This is a genomic window from Petrotoga sp. HWHPT.55.6.3 (assembly GCF_002895495.1).
Classification (GTDB): Bacteria; Thermotogota; Thermotogae; order Petrotogales; family Petrotogaceae; genus Petrotoga; species Petrotoga mobilis.
The window spans coordinates 44,845-60,544 of sequence record NZ_AZRJ01000001.1 but is presented as its reverse complement, the minus strand read 5'-3'; the positions used below and the strand labels follow the sequence as shown (position 1 = coordinate 60,544).

Genomic DNA, 15,700 nt, shown 5'->3' with positions numbered 1-15,700 from the left:
TATATTAGAATCTAAAAGTGAATCCTGCACTGATTTTAAAATCATTTGTCGTTTCGATATTTCCTACTTCTTCTATGGGGAATAGGAAATTATATCCCGCTTCTATGTATAGTCCAGAGGTTTCGTTTATATAATAACTATAATCGATAACTGGTGATAGTTTAAAGTAAACAGCGGATGCGTCATCCGAAGCTGTAACACTTTTCACCCCAACTAAGATCCCCAATAAAAGGGTTGCGTCCGTTTCTGATAGATAGTTAAGATAACCTAATTTGAAATCAAAATCTCCATCAAATGTGTTTTCATCGAACAAAAACACAAAAGAGAATCCAGTATATAAGTGTTCATAGTTATCGAATCCAGCTTCGAACCCGACACCGTTTTTTTCAAATCCTTCGTTCACATAATATATTCTTGTGATTGTCTTTATTGGCGAAAGAGTTGGATTTTCTAATACGTAAACATTTTCATCTCGGTAGTTGAAATTTTTTGGGGCTTCGAGTATCTTTAACAAACTGTTGTTATCCCAGACTTCTTCGGCTATCAATTTCCCACCGTGAAGGTCATAGAACTCTCCATTCAATTCTTTAGTGATTACAAATTCAAACATCATACCTTCTCTTATTCCAACGTTTCTGCCAGCATCTATATGAACATATTTATTTTCTTTAGCTACAATGTTTGCCCTTATTTTAAAAAGTTTGTTCAGCTCTGTAGCGATAGACGAAGCAAGATTATTTGCAGCGGATCTTCTTGAATAGTATATCGCTTCAAAATCACTTGTACTAGCATTTATATATGAGGTGCCACTTGAAGTAAGAAGTTTGGAATAGATGTTTTCTCCTGTGGAAATTTTGACGACGTTGACCTTCGCTAGTATACGGTACTCCCACCATATTAATTCTTCGGTTTTCTCTAAGTTAGGAAAGCTTTCAAGTATTTGAATATGGACTAAAAAATCCGCATCTAGATTTTTCTTCATGTAATCTTCATTTTCGAGCATTTCTCTAAGATTTTCTAATAACAGATCATCTTTTGATAATACCTTATATTTGCCTTGTTCTTCGAGATCATTTTTTAAATATTGTTCTAACAAAGAACCAATACTGGAATCACCTTCTGTGTAAATCAAAAAACTTCTTCTTAGATCGATAACTTCACTAGACTGAGAAAATAACTGCAATAAAAAGATTGAAACAAAAATAGATAACATCAGAATCCTTTTCAATTTTCATCATCCCCTCAATTTTATTTAAATAGATGAAATCTTTTCAGCCAATTCCTTTTTCCCGGTTTTTATAGCACATTTATACAATTGCATCTTTTCATTGAATATTATACCAGCTTCCAAGAGAGTTTTTTCATCCAGTAAAACAAATTCGTCAAAATTGCCTTTAAAAGCTTCTTCTCCATTTTTTAACAGCAGTACGTTAGGTTTCAAACTGGCGAATTCGTCTATCCAATGGGTTGATATTATTATGGTCTTTCCCAAGTTGTGAAGTTCTTTTATAAGGTTGAATATAGAAGTTTTTGTTACGTAATCTAATCCAACAGTGGGTTCGTCAAAGATTATATAATCAGGGTTATATGAGAGAACAGAGATAATAGCTACCTTCCTCATTTCTCCACCTGAGAGTTCGAATGGATTTTTTTCGAGGTATGATTCCGGTAACTTTACCAACTCTAAATAATACTTTAGTAAATCATCACTTAGTTGAACCCCAAAATTTTTTGGTGCAAACATTATTTCTTCCTTTACAGTGGGAAGAAAAAATTGGGATTCAGGGTATTGAAAAACTATGCCTATCTTCTTTCTGATATCTTTTATGTTGACCTTTTTGTCTTTTGTGGATAATCCCTCAACTAAGACTTTTCCTTGTTGGGGTAGAAGTAATCCATTCATTAAACTTATCAATGTAGTTTTCCCAGATCCTGTATGTCCAACGAATAACCATAAGTCCCCTTTTTTAATTTCCAGATTAATATTTGTTAGGGCTGTCTTTTGAAAAGGTGTATTCAATGCGTAAGTAAAACTTACATCTTCAAACATTATCGACATATTTCATCAACCAACTCTTTTAAATCAGCATTAAATTGTCTTTTTATTTTTTCGTTGAAAGGTAGTTCAGATTGAATAACGTTACTTTTGTAAAATTGATCTTTCTCCCCTTCATAAACAATCTCTCCATCGTTGAGAGCGATTATTTTGTCTACATGCTCCAGGTCAGAATAATGATGAGAGGCAATTATGATCGTTTCTCCTATTTCTCTGAGATTGCGTATAACTTTATAGATTTCATTTCGACCTTTTGGATCTAACATGGAAGTAGGTTCATCCATGAGTATAATCTCAGGTTCCATTGCCAGAATGGAGGCTATTGCAAGCCTTTGTTTTTGCCCTCCAGATAATGCATTAGGGTCTGCGTGGTTCAACCCTTCCAACCCTACCGTTGAAAGAGCCCACTCGATCCTTTCAAGCATTTTTTCTCTTGGGACCCCTATGTTTTCTAACCCAAATGCTACATCCTCTTCGACAGTGACACCTATAATTTGATTTTCAGGGTTCTGAAAAATATAACCTACCTTTATTCTATTACGTTCATCTAATTTTTGATCTTTGATGATTATTTCTCCCTCTTTGGGAGATAAAATGCCACATAGAAGCTTTAGAAGCGTAGATTTTCCACTTCCATTACTCCCGACTAAACCGATAAATTCCCCTTTTTTTACATCCAAGTTGATATTTGTTAGTACCTTTTTTTCATAATAACTGAAAGAAAGATTTTTGCATCCAAAAAACATCTTAGCCCCTCTTTATCGAAAGATAAACTCTAAAACCTCCGGATTTTTCCAACTCTTTTACGTTGCCAAAGATTTGTTCCATGTAACTTTCTAATGCTTTCCCACCCTTATTGTGGTAAGCAACTAAATACATCTTGCCATTTTCATTCAAATGGTGATAGGATTCTTCTATTAGTTCATGTAATACTTCTTTACCTGCAACTATTGGAGGGTTGGTAACAATAACATCGAAGTAGTTATCTTCCCATGGTTTGAATAGATTTCCTTGTTTGATCACAGCGTTAACGTTGTTGTTTTTAGCATTTATCTTAGAAAAATCAACTGCTCTGTTGTTTACGTCACTCATATACAGATCTATGTCCGGAAACTCTCTTTTTAAGGATATACCTATTACACCATATCCGCATCCCATGTCCAAAACTTTTTCATTTGTTAATTCTACTTTTTCGATTAATAAAATGCTTGCCCTGTCTATCCTTTTCTTTCCATACACTCCAGAAGGGGCTTTAAAAAGATACTTATGCCCATTTTTTAATATTAAAACTAATTCTTTTACCGTTAGTTCTGAAGTTGGGTTTTCGGTGTAGTAATGCTCAAAAGAGGGTGTTCTTTTGATTTCTTTTTCTTTTACAGGGTTCAGATCGTTATTAACTTTTTTTATTACTTCGTCAACTTTCATGAAAGCAATATCTTCAGGACCGTATATTTGAACATCTTCATATTCGTTATTATTTTTCTTTTTTTGAGTCAATTTATTCGTACCTCCAAAATTATTAAAGATGGCTGGGTAACCCTGCTGCACATAGAAATCTCCGCTTATGGCTGCTCCCTTCCAGGCCTGACCAGTTTCACGGGTTCCTATTGCGCAGGACCCAGCCTCCTGTAATGACGCTTTCATATTATATCATTTCATTGTTGAAAAATCAATTAATCTTGTTAAAAGCTATGTTAACCTTAAAAATCATCGGGATTCGCTCCAAATCTTTTGTTTTGGTCTAAATTGTCTATTATCTTCATTTCTTCTTCTGTTAGTTCAAAGTCGAAAATATCAGCATTTTCTTTTATTCTTTCCTTGTGTACAGATTTGGGAATAGTTACCACCCCATGTTGCAAGTCCCATCTCAATACTATTTGTGCGGGAGTTTTTTTATACTTTTTAGCTATATCAACTATCTGAGGTATATTTTGAACTCTTCCTCTCATTAATGGACTCCAAGCCTCTAGCTGTATCTTATTTCTTTGACAGAAATCCAAAAGATCTCTTTGCAGTAAGTATGGATGAAATTCTACTTGATTCACCATAGGGGTAATTTCACAGTTGTTTATTATATCTTGGAGATGATGAATTAAAAAGTTACTCACACCAATAGCTCTTACTCTACCTTCCTTATACAGCTTTTCAAGAGCTTTCCAGGTTTCTATATATCTTCCACTTACAGGCCAATGAATTAAGTATAAGTCTAAATAATCTGTTCCCAATCTTTTTAATGAATTTTCAAAAGAGTTTAAAGTACTTTCAAAACCTTGGTTCGTATTCCATACTTTGGAGGTTATAAAAATTTCATCTCTCGGTATTTTACTTTGCCTGATTGCTTTACCTATCTCTTCTTCGTTTTCGTACATTTCTGCAGTATCTATCAATCTGTATCCTATACTTAAAGCGTACTTTACACCCTCTATCAACTCATCTCCATGGGCTTTGTACGTCCCATAGCCCAACCAAGGGATTTTCACTTTATTGGCTAATTCTGTGTTATCATAGATGCTTGTAATTCTCATAGATCAACCCCCTTGTTTCAGTTTTTTATCTTGATTTTGTTTTTTTTCATTCAACTTCAAGTAGCAATCTCTACAGACGGCGATATATTTTTCAAATCCCCCAACATCTATTTCTCCACCGTTTTCAACGATCTTGTAAGATATTGTACCTCTATACTCCCCACATTCATGGCAAACGGCTTTCTTTTTAATTACCGTGTCTGCATGAGCCATTAAAAGTGAAGTAACTTTGAATGGATTATTTTTATAACTCAAATCCAAACCAGCACAATAAACATCCTTACCTGAATTGATCATCTCGACAACAACTTCTCTAAGGGGCTCGTCTAGAAACTGAATTTCATCTATAAAAACCGCTTTTTCGTCTCCATCAAGTTTAGGCAAAATTTCAGCGGAGTTATTGATGGGGATGGCTTTAACCGATGTATTAGAGTGGGATACAATGTAAGTTTCATTGTATCGGTTATCTAACAAAGGTTTGAAGACTTTTATTTTCTTTTTACCAAGTGTGTAAATTTCAATGAAAGAGATTAATTCGGAAGTTTTGCCAGAATACATAGGTCCAACAATTACTACTAAATTACCTGTTGCCATATTAAAGTTTCACATCCCTTTTTCATTAGTTTTAATCAAATTTTTCGGATAGTAGTTGATCAATTTCATTCAAAGACTCTTTCCACAATGTTTCTATTCCAAAATCATTCAGAATATCCAAGGAAGGGGTTCTAAATATAAAATAGTCCTTGTAATCGAATCTTCCCACGGAAACAACGTAGAGCACATACGAAGCAACCGCCTTGATAGGATACCATTTGTATAAGAAGAAAAAATTTTTCAAAAAAACATCATACAAGCTTTTAATATTCACATCTTCTATCTCGTAATATTCGTAAAGAACTTCATCAAAGATCCTCATAAACCTGGCTGGTAATTTGTTGGGGAAAAAATGCTTGTCTAACCTGAAAACAGTGGTGTTCCACTCTTTTTTTAATAGAGCTGCATCGATCAAGGTTTCTATTTTAGTATGTGATTTGCCAGTGTTTCTTTCTATGATATTGATTCGTGGATGTATTTTCATATCAAGATAAGAATGTAGATATAAACCTAAGGCATACTCTGGACTTTCCTTTTGAATCTCTCTTATTAACCTTGTCAAATCAACATTATGCAACGTTTCACCAATAATGTGATATTTGGGATCAGAAATATTGTAATAAAAAATATCTGGGCCCATCAGTCCAAGGTTAAACATCTTCACATTTTTCAAACTGTTTGGAAAAATCTTATGACCGAAGATAATGTGTGTTAAATATCCTGGCATCCCTTAACTCCCTAATATGGTTTTGTACTTTTTTATTTTATCATATTTTTGGAATGGTTTGATAATTCTTTTATCTGTGAATAATATAAATAAATTTAAGCTGCCCCAAAACAATTTCGCATAACATTTCCAGCATAAAAGAAGTCTTTGCAAAGCAAAAATATGGATGAGTTTTTGGGGCTACGAGTCTTTTATGCTAAGTTATCTGATGTCATCATGGTATTGAAAATGCTCTTTGTAATTTTCCATTCCAATCATATCCAATGGTTTTATTCTCAAAATATTTTATCATTGTATTTTTATCTGTTCCTGTGAAACCGCTATTTAGGATTTGTTGACAAATATCTTCCCAAGTAATACGAATGAATTTCCTACTCGGGGTTTCATAGAGATGTCTTTTAAAAATCTCTTCAATGTCTTTCTCTCGTTCAGACAATACAAGATTGACAAGGTAGAAATTTAAACCTTCTTGTTTTGCTAACCAAGTTCCAAGTAACCAGAAACGTAATAACTCATATTTCTTCTCAACTATCGCAACCTTTTCGAAATCCGACTTAAAGACCTTTGAAAACCAGTCATTGCCACCGGTTTTATATTTCTTAGAATCATTAATATTTCCTGGATTTGTTTCATTTCCAGCAGTCAATTTTGCCTCAATAAAGAACATTGTAGAGTCAGTTTTGATTATAACATCTGGTTCTGAACTTCTTTTTATTTCTTCACCAAATTCTTCTCTGGCTTTGTTTAATTCAGACCAACTGGAATCCTCTTGTTGACTATATGACCAATATATTACTTCAGATGATCTTAAAGTGGTACCGATGATAGAACTTAGAGTACTTTCAACCAAATTATTTCTCTCCAAAAATCTGAAAACATTCCAAGTAACTGCATCTTCGCTATTGTCTCGCGCGATTCGGCTTTCACGTTTTACTTTCTTTATTCTATTAAGCAAATCCAAATCAGCCTCATCTTTCCAGAGTAGATTGTCTAATTCACTTTGATATTCAAAAGTTGATGGTGAGATATAGATATTGTGCTTTGGGCATCTGAAGCTCTCTTCCCTTTTGAAGACTCCTCTCTGCCGTTTCACTTTTTCACTGCAACCTTTAACCGGACATTCAACCGTTGTTTCGGTTACTTTGATGTTCTCTTTCAATTCTTTTATTCCGAACATTTTCAACCTCCTATCTTAAGGGTAATTTCAGATATCTTTTTGCGCACCTGCGAAGTGCGAGGCTAAGCCAAGCATTTGGGCACATTCTTAAACCCGCATATTATGTGGCATTTTGAAGGTATAAAGTGGGTATTAATCACTACTTTGCGTAATTCGTTGGCTAAATATGCCTTGCGAGAGCATTTAAGCTCTGGATGTAAAATATCATTCGGTTTGATTTTTATTCACCTATCAATTTTGTTATTTTTTCCTTTAATTCATCAACTTTCTTCTCATCAATTTCGTTATTAATATAATGCCACATCACATTTAGTGGTTTTCTGTCTCTTCGAGTGCTTTGTGGAATTCCGAGGAAAGATTCTATATCTTTATCAAAGAAATCTATAGATTTGGTAAACTCGTTTTTCTGTTTCTCAATAAATTGATTAATAAATTCGTGAGCATTTTTGTTCTCATCCTTGTCTGCTAAAACGGAATGATATATTCCTAATTCCCTAAATAAATTCATATATCGGTGAATGTTAAACTTTCCCATTGCGTCCAAAACATAAATTCTCTTTTTCCTTATATCATTCCATTTGTTTTTTATGAGATAGTCAATAAATGTCTTTTCTGTAGCTCCTTCACATATCAGCACAATATCCGCGAAAAATGCTGAACATCTTTCCGAATCAAGCCATAAAAGGTAACGAATTGCTTCCTGTTCCATTCTCTCGTCATCCTCTGTACTACCCATAATATTTTTAATGCTATTTTCCATTGCTTGATCAATTGATTTCTCAACTAATTTATTTTTTAGCATTTGTACCAGTTCATTATTTTGCTCAATAATTTTTCTTTGTTTATCCTTTGATACCTGAAAAATCTGCGTGATGCCTTTATCCCTTTTTAATTTTATTAATGCTGGAATATCCTCGATGTTTTTACTTATGAAAATTGGTGAATGAGTCGCTATAATAACCTGTTGGCCCTCTTCAGAGGATAAAGACTTTAAACTAGTGTTAAGAAATTCTTGTTGAGCCGGATGTAAAAACGCCTCAGGTTCATCAAACAGTATTAGATTAAGTTCTGGTAAGAATTCTTTTTTTTCGTAAGTTTTCTTTTCAGTATATTGTGAAGAAAGTTTTAGAAGAGTGTAAATCAAATGTCGTTGAAGTCCTTGACCAAGACATTTAACATCTATTCTTTCCTCTAAATTCTTATCTACTACATAGTGTGAAACTAAGTTTTTTATTATGTCTTCATGCCTTATAGGATTTATATTGAAATTAAATTCTACTTCCCACTCTTTTAAACTATCATTTATTTCTTCCATCATTTTGCCTAATGAAAAACCATCTTTTGAAGATTCTTCTTTAAATTTACTATTGAATTCTTCAAAGGCTGTATTTAATTTATCAAAAGATTCACTAGTTTTAACAACTTTCTTCATAACAAAGGTTATTACGTCTCTTAAAGGGGAAGGTCCAGTTAACTTTAGAGTTTCATCAGTTGTGGATAATTCTGGAATATAGATAACTGATCCTAATTTTGCCTCTGAAATGTTCTTTGCTCCATAAAATAAATTTTCTGAAAGGTGACCATTTTCGTAACCATATATGTTACTTTGGTTGTTTTTTACTTTATTTTTATCTTCCGATTTAAGATATTTTCTTACTTTCAGAATGTTATTCAAACTTTTATATTCGTTTTTCAAATTGGGAAATTCATCATCTTCCAGCGAATATTCTATTTCAATCCAGCTTTCATTGTCATCCGTTTGAAATTTTGGAAAGTCGAATTTTTCATTGTATTTTTCATTTTCATAGAAAATCCTTAATGCTGTTAGGACATTAGATTTTCCTACATTGTTAGCTCCAACTAGCACATTGTAATCATATAAATCAAGCATAGCGTCTTTTAATGAACGAAAATTATGGATTGTTATTGATTTGATCTTCATTTCATTTTTCACCTCCGACACCTTATTCGTGCCATTCGCGAAAACATCCACCACCTTAACCATTATCTGGTATTCACCTGCTTCATCATCTTTATGTTTAGCTTCACAATCCCAATCAATTGCCCATTAATCCATGAGATCTCTTGGGTCTTTTACTTTACTGGAAATCTGTGCAAGTTCTCCTGTGGGTGGGATTTGAAAATCAGTGATTTTGAGTACAACTTCATTTTCCTTTGCTCGTGCTTTAGCGAGTTCGTTAACTTCATAACTCCACTCCCAGCCAAGAACATCTGCTTTGTTGAAATCATTAGCTCTACACTCAATAACCACCTTTTCCACTTCTTCCATCGTAACAGGAGCATTCAAAGGTCCAATATGAAACGCTTTGTCTCCTTTTCTGCCATGTAAATATTTAAAACCAGTTAAAGGTTGTGCCTGATAAAGTTTAGGCATAAAAGCAATGTTTATATTTTTATTAGCTCGTAAAAGGCACAAATACCGTTTTTAGAGAAGTTCAATGAAGTATGAAGTCAATATCCAGTACAGTTATTTTTCCGTCGCCATCTAGATCACCCAAGTTTAGAGTTCCAGCACATTTATGACAATTATAAATTGTCTTTAAGTATTTCTTCTCTAATAGTGGTGGAATTAAGTCGTAGAATTTCTTTTCATTTGGAAATTTTGCCTTGTAGAATTCATAAAGACCTTTCGTGCCTTTTGAATAATTACATTGTTTACACGCCCATACTTGGTTGTGAATGCCTTGGATTTTGTCACATGTTTTACACTTGGAGGTAATTTGCAAAGACCTCGGAACAATATGTTCTTTTTGAATATCGCTTTTCGCTCCGCAATATATACATTCCTTGGAAGATTCCACAAATTGCCAATCTTCACGAGTAATTTCTGACCAAGATTTAACACCGTTTTTTAATTCTAAAAATGTCTTTTTTATAAATCCATAATGCTCTTTCTTCGCAATATTTCCATTAGGGATGGAAAAAGCGCTTCTTGCTATAATTTTGGCATATTGATAATATATGAGATCTTGTATTGTTTTTACATCTCTATCTGGCATATTCCAAAACCTCTTTTATCTCTGATAAATCTTTCAATCAAGTTTTTCAGCAACTGCTAGGGTTGTATCAGAGTCACAAAAAATAACATCAATATCTACAGAGTTTGAAAGCTTTCTCCCTTTCTTATTTTACCAAATTTTTTCAAATTTACTAATTTAAAATTTCTAATGAATTAGTACCTTTTTATACACCCTTGAAAAATTTTCTCCTAATATCTTCTTTATATCTTGTTCACCGTATCCCCTTTGTAGTAATTTCTCAACGAGTAATGCAATGTTTGAATGGTTGTCTAAAACTTGAAAAGATGGAGATGGATTAAGTTCGTTCACAAACTGGGGGTTGAATTTTTTTAGGTGCTCACAGAAATCAAATCCTAAACCAACATACTCAATACCTACTAAGTTTACAATGTGATCTATATGTTTAACTAAATCATCAACGTCGGCTTTTTTCGGATCATTCGATACGATTTTGTTATAGGCGTTTATTCCTATTACTCCATCGGTATCTGCTATCGCCTTTATCTGTGAATCAGAGAGGTTTCTTTCTAAGTTTACTATCTTTCTACAATCAGAATGGGAAGCTATTATAGGTCCTTTACTAAGCTCGATAATTTGCCAAAATCCTTTGTCGTTTAAATGGCTAACATCTATTACCATACCTAAGCTTTGAGCTTTTTTAACTAAATCAATTCCAAAATCAGATAAACCGTTCGAGTTTTTCTTGGGGTCTGGCGGTAGAAACTTGCTTCCATCACCAGCGTAGTTCCTTCTACTCCAAGTCAGCCCGACAAATCTCACACCTAAACGGTAAAAGATATCGAGTAAATCTAAATCGTTGTATAGAGGTTCAACTCCTTCAAAAGATAAAAATATTCCGATTTTATTACTTTCTTTTGCTTTAATTATATCTTCGTAGGATTTACATAACATTAAATAATCGCTTGATTCTTCTAATTCCTTGTAAAATGAACTGATTTGGTCTAAAGCCTCTCTTAATGAGATTTCGGGGGTTAAAAAACTTTCGATAAACAAAGAGGAAACTACGGCATTTAGTCCTCCTTTGCGAAAATTGTCGAGATGATCGTTTTCTATAACTTTGTGAATCCCATATTTCCTTTGATTTGCTACATCCATTAGTAAATCAAAGTGTGCATCGATTACAAGACTTTCTTCTAAGATTTTATGAGCTTGTTCTTTGAAATTAGTCAAAATATTTCCTCCTCGATCTTTTGTTATTTTTTTGCGGTTGCAGTTGTAGGGATATCAGGTTTTTTAATTATACTATTATTTTTCTAATTTTTTCTAATTCTTTAAAAAATGGAGGAAAATCCCTTTAATCGCAAATAATTACCTCTAAATGGATATAATTACCGTTATTCGGATTTTGTTTATTTTAATTGTATTGTTATAATATGTCTAGACATGTACGTACATAAGGAGTAAAGGAATATGAATAACAAACCAAAATACGAACAAATAGAGGAGTTTTTGATAACAAATATAGAAAATGGAACGTATCATCCTGATGAACAGATACCATCAGAAAAGGCTTTAGCCAAGGAATTTAAAGTAAGTAGAGAAACTGTCAGGAAAGCACTGGATAAATTAGTTTTTGAAGGTTACCTTTATCGGATTCAAGGTTTGGGGACATTTGTCTCCCCAATAAAAGGGCCTTCTTCAAGTCCAATGCAAGAAAAAAGCAAAATAGGTGTTGTTCTTCCTATTTCACATGAATATTTATCTTTTGAGATATTGGCGGGGATTGAGAAGGCTTATCACAACACAGAATACGAACCTTTCGTTCAGTTTATAGATTCTAATTCCGCTATAACGAAATTAAAAATGAAATATATTCTCTCTTCTAACCCAAAAGGATATATAATCCTTCCTACAAAAGAATTGGTAGAAGATGAAATCTTCAAAAGGTTATTAAAAAAAGAGGTTCCTATGGTTTTTGTAGATAAAACGGTTAACGATATTAGAAAACCTCTCGTTCAGTCTGATAATTACTTAGGTGCTTATAACTTAACTAAAGAACTTATTCACAATTCAACGGTTAAATCTATAATGTTTTTCACTGAAGAAGATTTTTCTATTAGTTCCGTGAAAGAAAGATATAACGGAATGTTTGACGCTTGTAAAGAGCATAATATTCCCGTTTATAGTGAAATAGTGGGGAAAAATGAGATGGACAGAGCTATAGACAAATGTTTGAAGAACCATGTAGATACTATTTTTTGTTGTAACGATATCGTAGCGGTAAGTACTTTGACGGCGTTGCAAGTAAGAGGTCTTTCAGTACCAGAAAAAATGAAATTATATGGATTTGATGATAGACCAATAGCCCAAAGTATCTTTCCAAATCTTACCACAGTAAGGCAACCTTTACGAAATATAGGTGAGGTAGCAGCAAAATATTTAGTTTCAATTATTCAGGGTGAAAATAATAGCGAGGATTTCAAAATTACTTTGCCCGTTGAAGTTGTATGGCGTGATTCAACAGGGCAAAAAATCAAGTGAGGAGGAATCAAGATGAGTAGGAAGTTTTTAGTGAGTTTTGTGTTATTTGTTATTATTTTTTCGAGTATGGCTTTAGCAGTGGAAAAAGTCGTTTTAACTGGAACATTTGCTGCTCCTGCGGATAGGTGGCACATGTTGATTTCAGTAGCTTTAGAAGAGTTGAACAAAAGACATCCAGATATGGAGATCACTATGGAGTACGAAGTACTTCCATACGATGATACGAGGTCTAAACTTATCACTTTGACTGCTGGAAAAACTCCAAGAGATTTAGTTTCAGTCGATCAAATATGGTTGGGAGAGTTTGCACAATCAGGTTTTCTAAAAGATATTACAAAGGAAGTTAACTCTTGGGGAAGGATTGATGAATTTTATCCTGCAAATGTAGACGGTTCAAAGTTTGATGGCAAGTTTTACAGCATCTGGACTTGGACAGACGCACGAGTAACTTGGTATTGGAAAGATTTGTTAGAAGAAGCAGGCGTAGATCCCGAAATGCTGAAAACTTGGGATGGATACATTGAGGCTTATAAGAAATTAGCTCCTGTTACTATGAAAAAGGGCATATTACCTATGCATTTGGTTGCTGCTAGTCATTCACCTGATATGTGGTTTCCATATCTATGGATGAATGGTGGAGAAATTCTCGAACAGAAAGATGGAGAGTATTACCCGGCTTTTTATGGCGAGGCAGGGGTAAAGGCACTAACTTTCTTGAGAGATCAAGTAGAGATAGGTATAAGGCCACAAGTTCAACATCAATGGGGCCAAGAATTTGCTGATAAGAGATTTGCCGTAATGATCGAAGGAAGTTGGTTGTTAGGGAAATTTCCTGAAGGATTTGATTTCAATCAAATTGGTATGATACCAGGATTTCCAGTTCCAGAAGAGGGTATGAAAAGTTCAACGATGATGGGTGGTTGGCTGTTAGCTATTCCTTCAACATCCCAGCATCCCGAGTTAGCATGGGAATTGATGACTATAATGCTTGATCCAGAAGTTTTAACTCCAGTTTTGGCTAAATACGTTTACTTGCCCACACAAAAAACCATAGCCGAACAAGATCCCTATAAATCGACTCTTGAAAATGAGATACCTTTCTTCGAGGATCTTATGAAAGCGGTGGCAATTGGGAAAGGAAGACCAAATATTCCCGAATATCCTCAAATAGCTGAGTCACTGCGAATAGCAATAGAAGAAGTCTATTATGGCGTAAAAACTCCAGAGGATGCCCTGAAAAATGCTTCAAAAAAGGTTGAAGAAATTTTGATCTTCTAAGGGATTCCTTAAAAGTAAAAATTTTAACACAGCAGTCCTCCTTCTTTAAAGGAGGCTGCTTTTAGTGAAGAATAGACGGAGGTGGTGAATCAATGCAAAGGAAAAAGTGGATGCCTTTTTTATTGTTACTCCCTGCTTTGTCCATAATGTTTTTTTTGATGATTTTTCCTGTATTTTGGAATTTCAGCATTTCATTGCATAATGTCAAGACTACTAATATAAACAACGTTTGGCCCTTTGTTGGTTTCCAAAACTGGGTAAAAATTTTTCAAGATGAATATTTTTTACAATCTTTAAAAGTTACACTCTTTTTTGTATTAGGATCGGTATTTTTTCAAATTTTTATAGGCTTTTTAATAGCCAGGATTTTAATTGAAAGAGTTTGGGGAACTAAATTTTTTAGAGTTCTTTTTATACTTCCATGGCTTTTGTCAGCCACTATTGTTGGATTTTCTTGGCAATGGATGTACAACGATTATTTTGGATTGATAAATGGTTTGCTTATAAGAGTAGGAATGCAGCCTGTAAATTGGATATCAGATCCAAATATGGCCTTGATATCCTTATTGATAGCTAATATATGGTTCGGTACGCCGTTTTCTATACTTTTTCAAGAATCCTCGTTGTTGACAATCGATAGAAATTTGTATGAGGCAGCTAAAATTGATGGTGCTGGTCCACTTCAAAGTTTTTTCAATATAACGCTGCCTTTGTTGGCACCTTTTTTAGGGATAAATTTGATCCTTACTTCTATGTGGAGTGTAAATCTTTTTGATCTTCAGTTGGTATTGACAGGAGGAGGGCCTTTAATGTCTACTACAACGGCATCTTTGTATATGTATAAACAAGGTTTTGAGCAAGGTAATCTGTCTATTGGTGCGGCCATAGGAATAGTTCTACTCATTATAAATTTGACAGTTTCTTTCCTTTATCTACGAGCATTGAGAGGTGAGGAGGCATGACCAAAAAGAATAAAACAATTAGAGCCATATTATTTATCATTCTTGTTATATTTGCTGTTTATACGATAATGCCTATATTTTGGGTGTTTGTTACTTCACTGAAAACACCGGAGGAAGCAAGAGAATTTCCTCCTAGCTTAATTCCTAAAGAAGTGACCTTTCAAAATTATCAAATTCTTTTTCAAGATGACCAAATGATGAGAAGTTTTCTGAATAGTATTATAGTAGCGGTTCCAGCAACCTTACTATGTGTTATAATTTCAGCATTAGCAGCATTTTCCTTTTCAAGGTACCACTTCAAAGGAAAAAAGCAACTTTTAGCTGCAGTAATGGGAGTTTTTATGATTCCTATAACTATGAACACAATCCCGCTCTATTTGATATTTCAGAGGATGGGTTTATTAGACACATATGCGGGAGTAATTCTTGCTTATCAGGTTTTAATAATACCGTTGAATATTTTTATTCTCAAAAATCATTTTGATACCATCCCTATTTCTTTAGAAGAGGCAGCAGCGCTTGACGGTGCCTCAACCATGCAAAGATTTACTAAAGTAATAATGCCTTTATCTTGGCCTGGTTTAAGTATATCTTTCATATTCACTTTCAGATTTGCATGGAATGAATTTGTTTTACCTATGATCTTAATAAGTTCTCCTAGTAAGACTGTTTTCCAAGTTGCAATGTACAGATTTTTGGGACTTTACAGTATAGATTGGGGTTTACTTAGTGCAGCTATAGTAATTGGTATGATACCAATTTTGATAATAATAATATTCTTTCAGAGACAACTCTTACAAGGAATACAGGCTGGTTCAATTAAAGGATAATTGGAGGC

The 15,700-nt window shown here is 33.8% G+C and carries 16 protein-coding genes and 1 other RNA gene; 4 read left to right on the top strand and 13 right to left on the bottom strand.

Annotated features, from left to right (window positions below):
* Positions 1-4: 4 nt before the first annotated feature.
* From X926_RS00280 to X926_RS00220, 13 genes are all read right to left on the bottom strand, one after another.
* Complete coding sequence (locus tag X926_RS00280; RefSeq protein ID WP_103064508.1) at positions 5-1,228, bottom strand: hypothetical protein; 1,224 nt, start codon at positions 1,226-1,228, stop codon at positions 5-7.
* Positions 1,229-1,252: 24 nt separating this feature from the next.
* Positions 1,253-2,059: an ATP-binding cassette domain-containing protein gene (locus tag X926_RS00275; RefSeq protein WP_103064507.1), complete on the bottom strand. Its 807-nt coding sequence runs from the start codon at positions 2,057-2,059 to the stop codon at positions 1,253-1,255.
* The gene (locus tag X926_RS00270; RefSeq protein ID WP_103064506.1) at positions 2,050-2,802 is read right to left on the bottom strand and encodes an energy-coupling factor ABC transporter ATP-binding protein; all 753 of its coding nucleotides are present in this window, start codon (positions 2,800-2,802) and stop codon (positions 2,050-2,052) included. Before X926_RS00270 ends, X926_RS00275 begins: the two co-directional genes overlap by 10 nt.
* Before the next feature lies 1 nt (position 2,803).
* A complete protein-coding gene (locus X926_RS00265; RefSeq protein WP_103064547.1) occupies positions 2,804-3,481 on the bottom strand; it encodes a methyltransferase in 678 nt (225 codons plus the stop codon).
* A gap of 99 nt (positions 3,482-3,580) precedes the next feature.
* An RNA gene (ffs, locus tag X926_RS00260) (signal recognition particle sRNA small type) lies at positions 3,581-3,680 on the bottom strand.
* 76 nt (positions 3,681-3,756) lie between these two features.
* Positions 3,757-4,581: an aldo/keto reductase gene (locus tag X926_RS00255; protein ID WP_103064505.1), complete on the bottom strand. Its 825-nt coding sequence runs from the start codon at positions 4,579-4,581 to the stop codon at positions 3,757-3,759.
* A gap of 3 nt (positions 4,582-4,584) precedes the next feature.
* Positions 4,585-5,175 (bottom strand): thymidine kinase, encoded by a 591-nt coding sequence (locus X926_RS00250; RefSeq protein WP_012209302.1) that lies wholly within the window; start codon positions 5,173-5,175, stop codon positions 4,585-4,587.
* Positions 5,176-5,206: 31 nt separating this feature from the next.
* Entirely contained in the window at positions 5,207-5,902 is a 696-nt protein-coding gene (locus X926_RS00245; protein ID WP_103064504.1) for a hypothetical protein, read from the bottom strand.
* Between the two features lie 214 nt (positions 5,903-6,116).
* Positions 6,117-7,079, bottom strand: a complete 963-nt coding sequence (locus X926_RS00240; protein WP_103064503.1) for a hypothetical protein — start codon at positions 7,077-7,079, stop codon at positions 6,117-6,119.
* Between the two features lie 220 nt (positions 7,080-7,299).
* Positions 7,300-9,021, bottom strand: coding sequence for an ATP-dependent endonuclease (locus tag X926_RS00235; RefSeq protein WP_103064546.1), 1,722 nt, complete (start codon positions 9,019-9,021; stop codon positions 7,300-7,302).
* Between the two features lie 126 nt (positions 9,022-9,147).
* On the bottom strand, positions 9,148-9,474 hold the full coding sequence (locus X926_RS00230; protein WP_049755301.1) for a hypothetical protein: 327 nt from the start codon (positions 9,472-9,474) through the stop codon (positions 9,148-9,150).
* 61 nt (positions 9,475-9,535) lie between these two features.
* Positions 9,536-10,099 (bottom strand): HNH endonuclease, encoded by a 564-nt coding sequence (locus tag X926_RS00225; RefSeq protein WP_012209297.1) that lies wholly within the window; start codon positions 10,097-10,099, stop codon positions 9,536-9,538.
* Positions 10,100-10,264: 165 nt separating this feature from the next.
* Positions 10,265-11,311: a dipeptidase gene (locus X926_RS00220; RefSeq protein WP_103064502.1), complete on the bottom strand. Its 1,047-nt coding sequence runs from the start codon at positions 11,309-11,311 to the stop codon at positions 10,265-10,267.
* Positions 11,312-11,551: 240 nt separating this feature from the next.
* On the opposite strand from X926_RS00220, the gene X926_RS00215 reads away from it, so the two are divergent.
* The 4 genes from X926_RS00215 (at position 11,552) to X926_RS00200 (ending at position 15,692) form a co-directional block, all read left to right on the top strand.
* A complete protein-coding gene (locus X926_RS00215) occupies positions 11,552-12,622 on the top strand; it encodes a substrate-binding domain-containing protein (protein WP_103064501.1) in 1,071 nt (356 codons plus the stop codon).
* Positions 12,623-12,634: 12 nt separating this feature from the next.
* Positions 12,635-13,900: an ABC transporter substrate-binding protein gene (locus X926_RS00210; RefSeq protein WP_103064500.1), complete on the top strand. Its 1,266-nt coding sequence runs from the start codon at positions 12,635-12,637 to the stop codon at positions 13,898-13,900.
* 92 nt (positions 13,901-13,992) lie between these two features.
* Complete coding sequence (locus tag X926_RS00205) at positions 13,993-14,862, top strand: carbohydrate ABC transporter permease (RefSeq protein ID WP_012209293.1); 870 nt, start codon at positions 13,993-13,995, stop codon at positions 14,860-14,862.
* A complete protein-coding gene (locus X926_RS00200; protein ID WP_012209292.1) occupies positions 14,859-15,692 on the top strand; it encodes a carbohydrate ABC transporter permease in 834 nt (277 codons plus the stop codon). Before X926_RS00205 ends, X926_RS00200 begins: the two co-directional genes overlap by 4 nt.
* Positions 15,693-15,700: the final 8 nt, after the last annotated feature.

What these genes read in the sequence shown, in the direction of transcription:
- X926_RS00230 (WP_049755301.1), bottom strand. Translation starts at nt 9,474, where the DNA reads ATGCCTAAACTTTATCAGGCACAACCTTTAACTGGTTTTAAATATTTA.
- X926_RS00210 (WP_103064500.1), top strand. Translation starts at nt 12,635, where the DNA reads ATGAGTAGGAAGTTTTTAGTGAGTTTTGTGTTATTTGTTATTATTTTT.
- X926_RS00235 (WP_103064546.1), bottom strand. Translation starts at nt 9,021, where the DNA reads ATGAAGATCAAATCAATAACAATCCATAATTTTCGTTCATTAAAAGAC.
- X926_RS00245 (WP_103064504.1), bottom strand. Translation starts at nt 5,902, where the DNA reads ATGCCAGGATATTTAACACACATTATCTTCGGTCATAAGATTTTTCCA.
- X926_RS00250 (WP_012209302.1), bottom strand. Translation starts at nt 5,175, where the DNA reads ATGGCAACAGGTAATTTAGTAGTAATTGTTGGACCTATGTATTCTGGC.
- X926_RS00200 (WP_012209292.1), top strand. Translation starts at nt 14,859, where the DNA reads ATGACCAAAAAGAATAAAACAATTAGAGCCATATTATTTATCATTCTT.
- X926_RS00240 (WP_103064503.1), bottom strand. Translation starts at nt 7,079, where the DNA reads ATGTTCGGAATAAAAGAATTGAAAGAGAACATCAAAGTAACCGAAACA.
- X926_RS00270 (WP_103064506.1), bottom strand. Translation starts at nt 2,802, where the DNA reads ATGTTTTTTGGATGCAAAAATCTTTCTTTCAGTTATTATGAAAAAAAG.
- X926_RS00215 (WP_103064501.1), top strand. Translation starts at nt 11,552, where the DNA reads ATGAATAACAAACCAAAATACGAACAAATAGAGGAGTTTTTGATAACA.
- X926_RS00255 (WP_103064505.1), bottom strand. Translation starts at nt 4,581, where the DNA reads ATGAGAATTACAAGCATCTATGATAACACAGAATTAGCCAATAAAGTG.
- X926_RS00275 (WP_103064507.1), bottom strand. Translation starts at nt 2,059, where the DNA reads ATGTCGATAATGTTTGAAGATGTAAGTTTTACTTACGCATTGAATACA.
- X926_RS00205 (WP_012209293.1), top strand. Translation starts at nt 13,993, where the DNA reads ATGCAAAGGAAAAAGTGGATGCCTTTTTTATTGTTACTCCCTGCTTTG.
- X926_RS00265 (WP_103064547.1), bottom strand. Translation starts at nt 3,481, where the DNA reads ATGAAAGTTGACGAAGTAATAAAAAAAGTTAATAACGATCTGAACCCT.
- X926_RS00225 (WP_012209297.1), bottom strand. Translation starts at nt 10,099, where the DNA reads ATGCCAGATAGAGATGTAAAAACAATACAAGATCTCATATATTATCAA.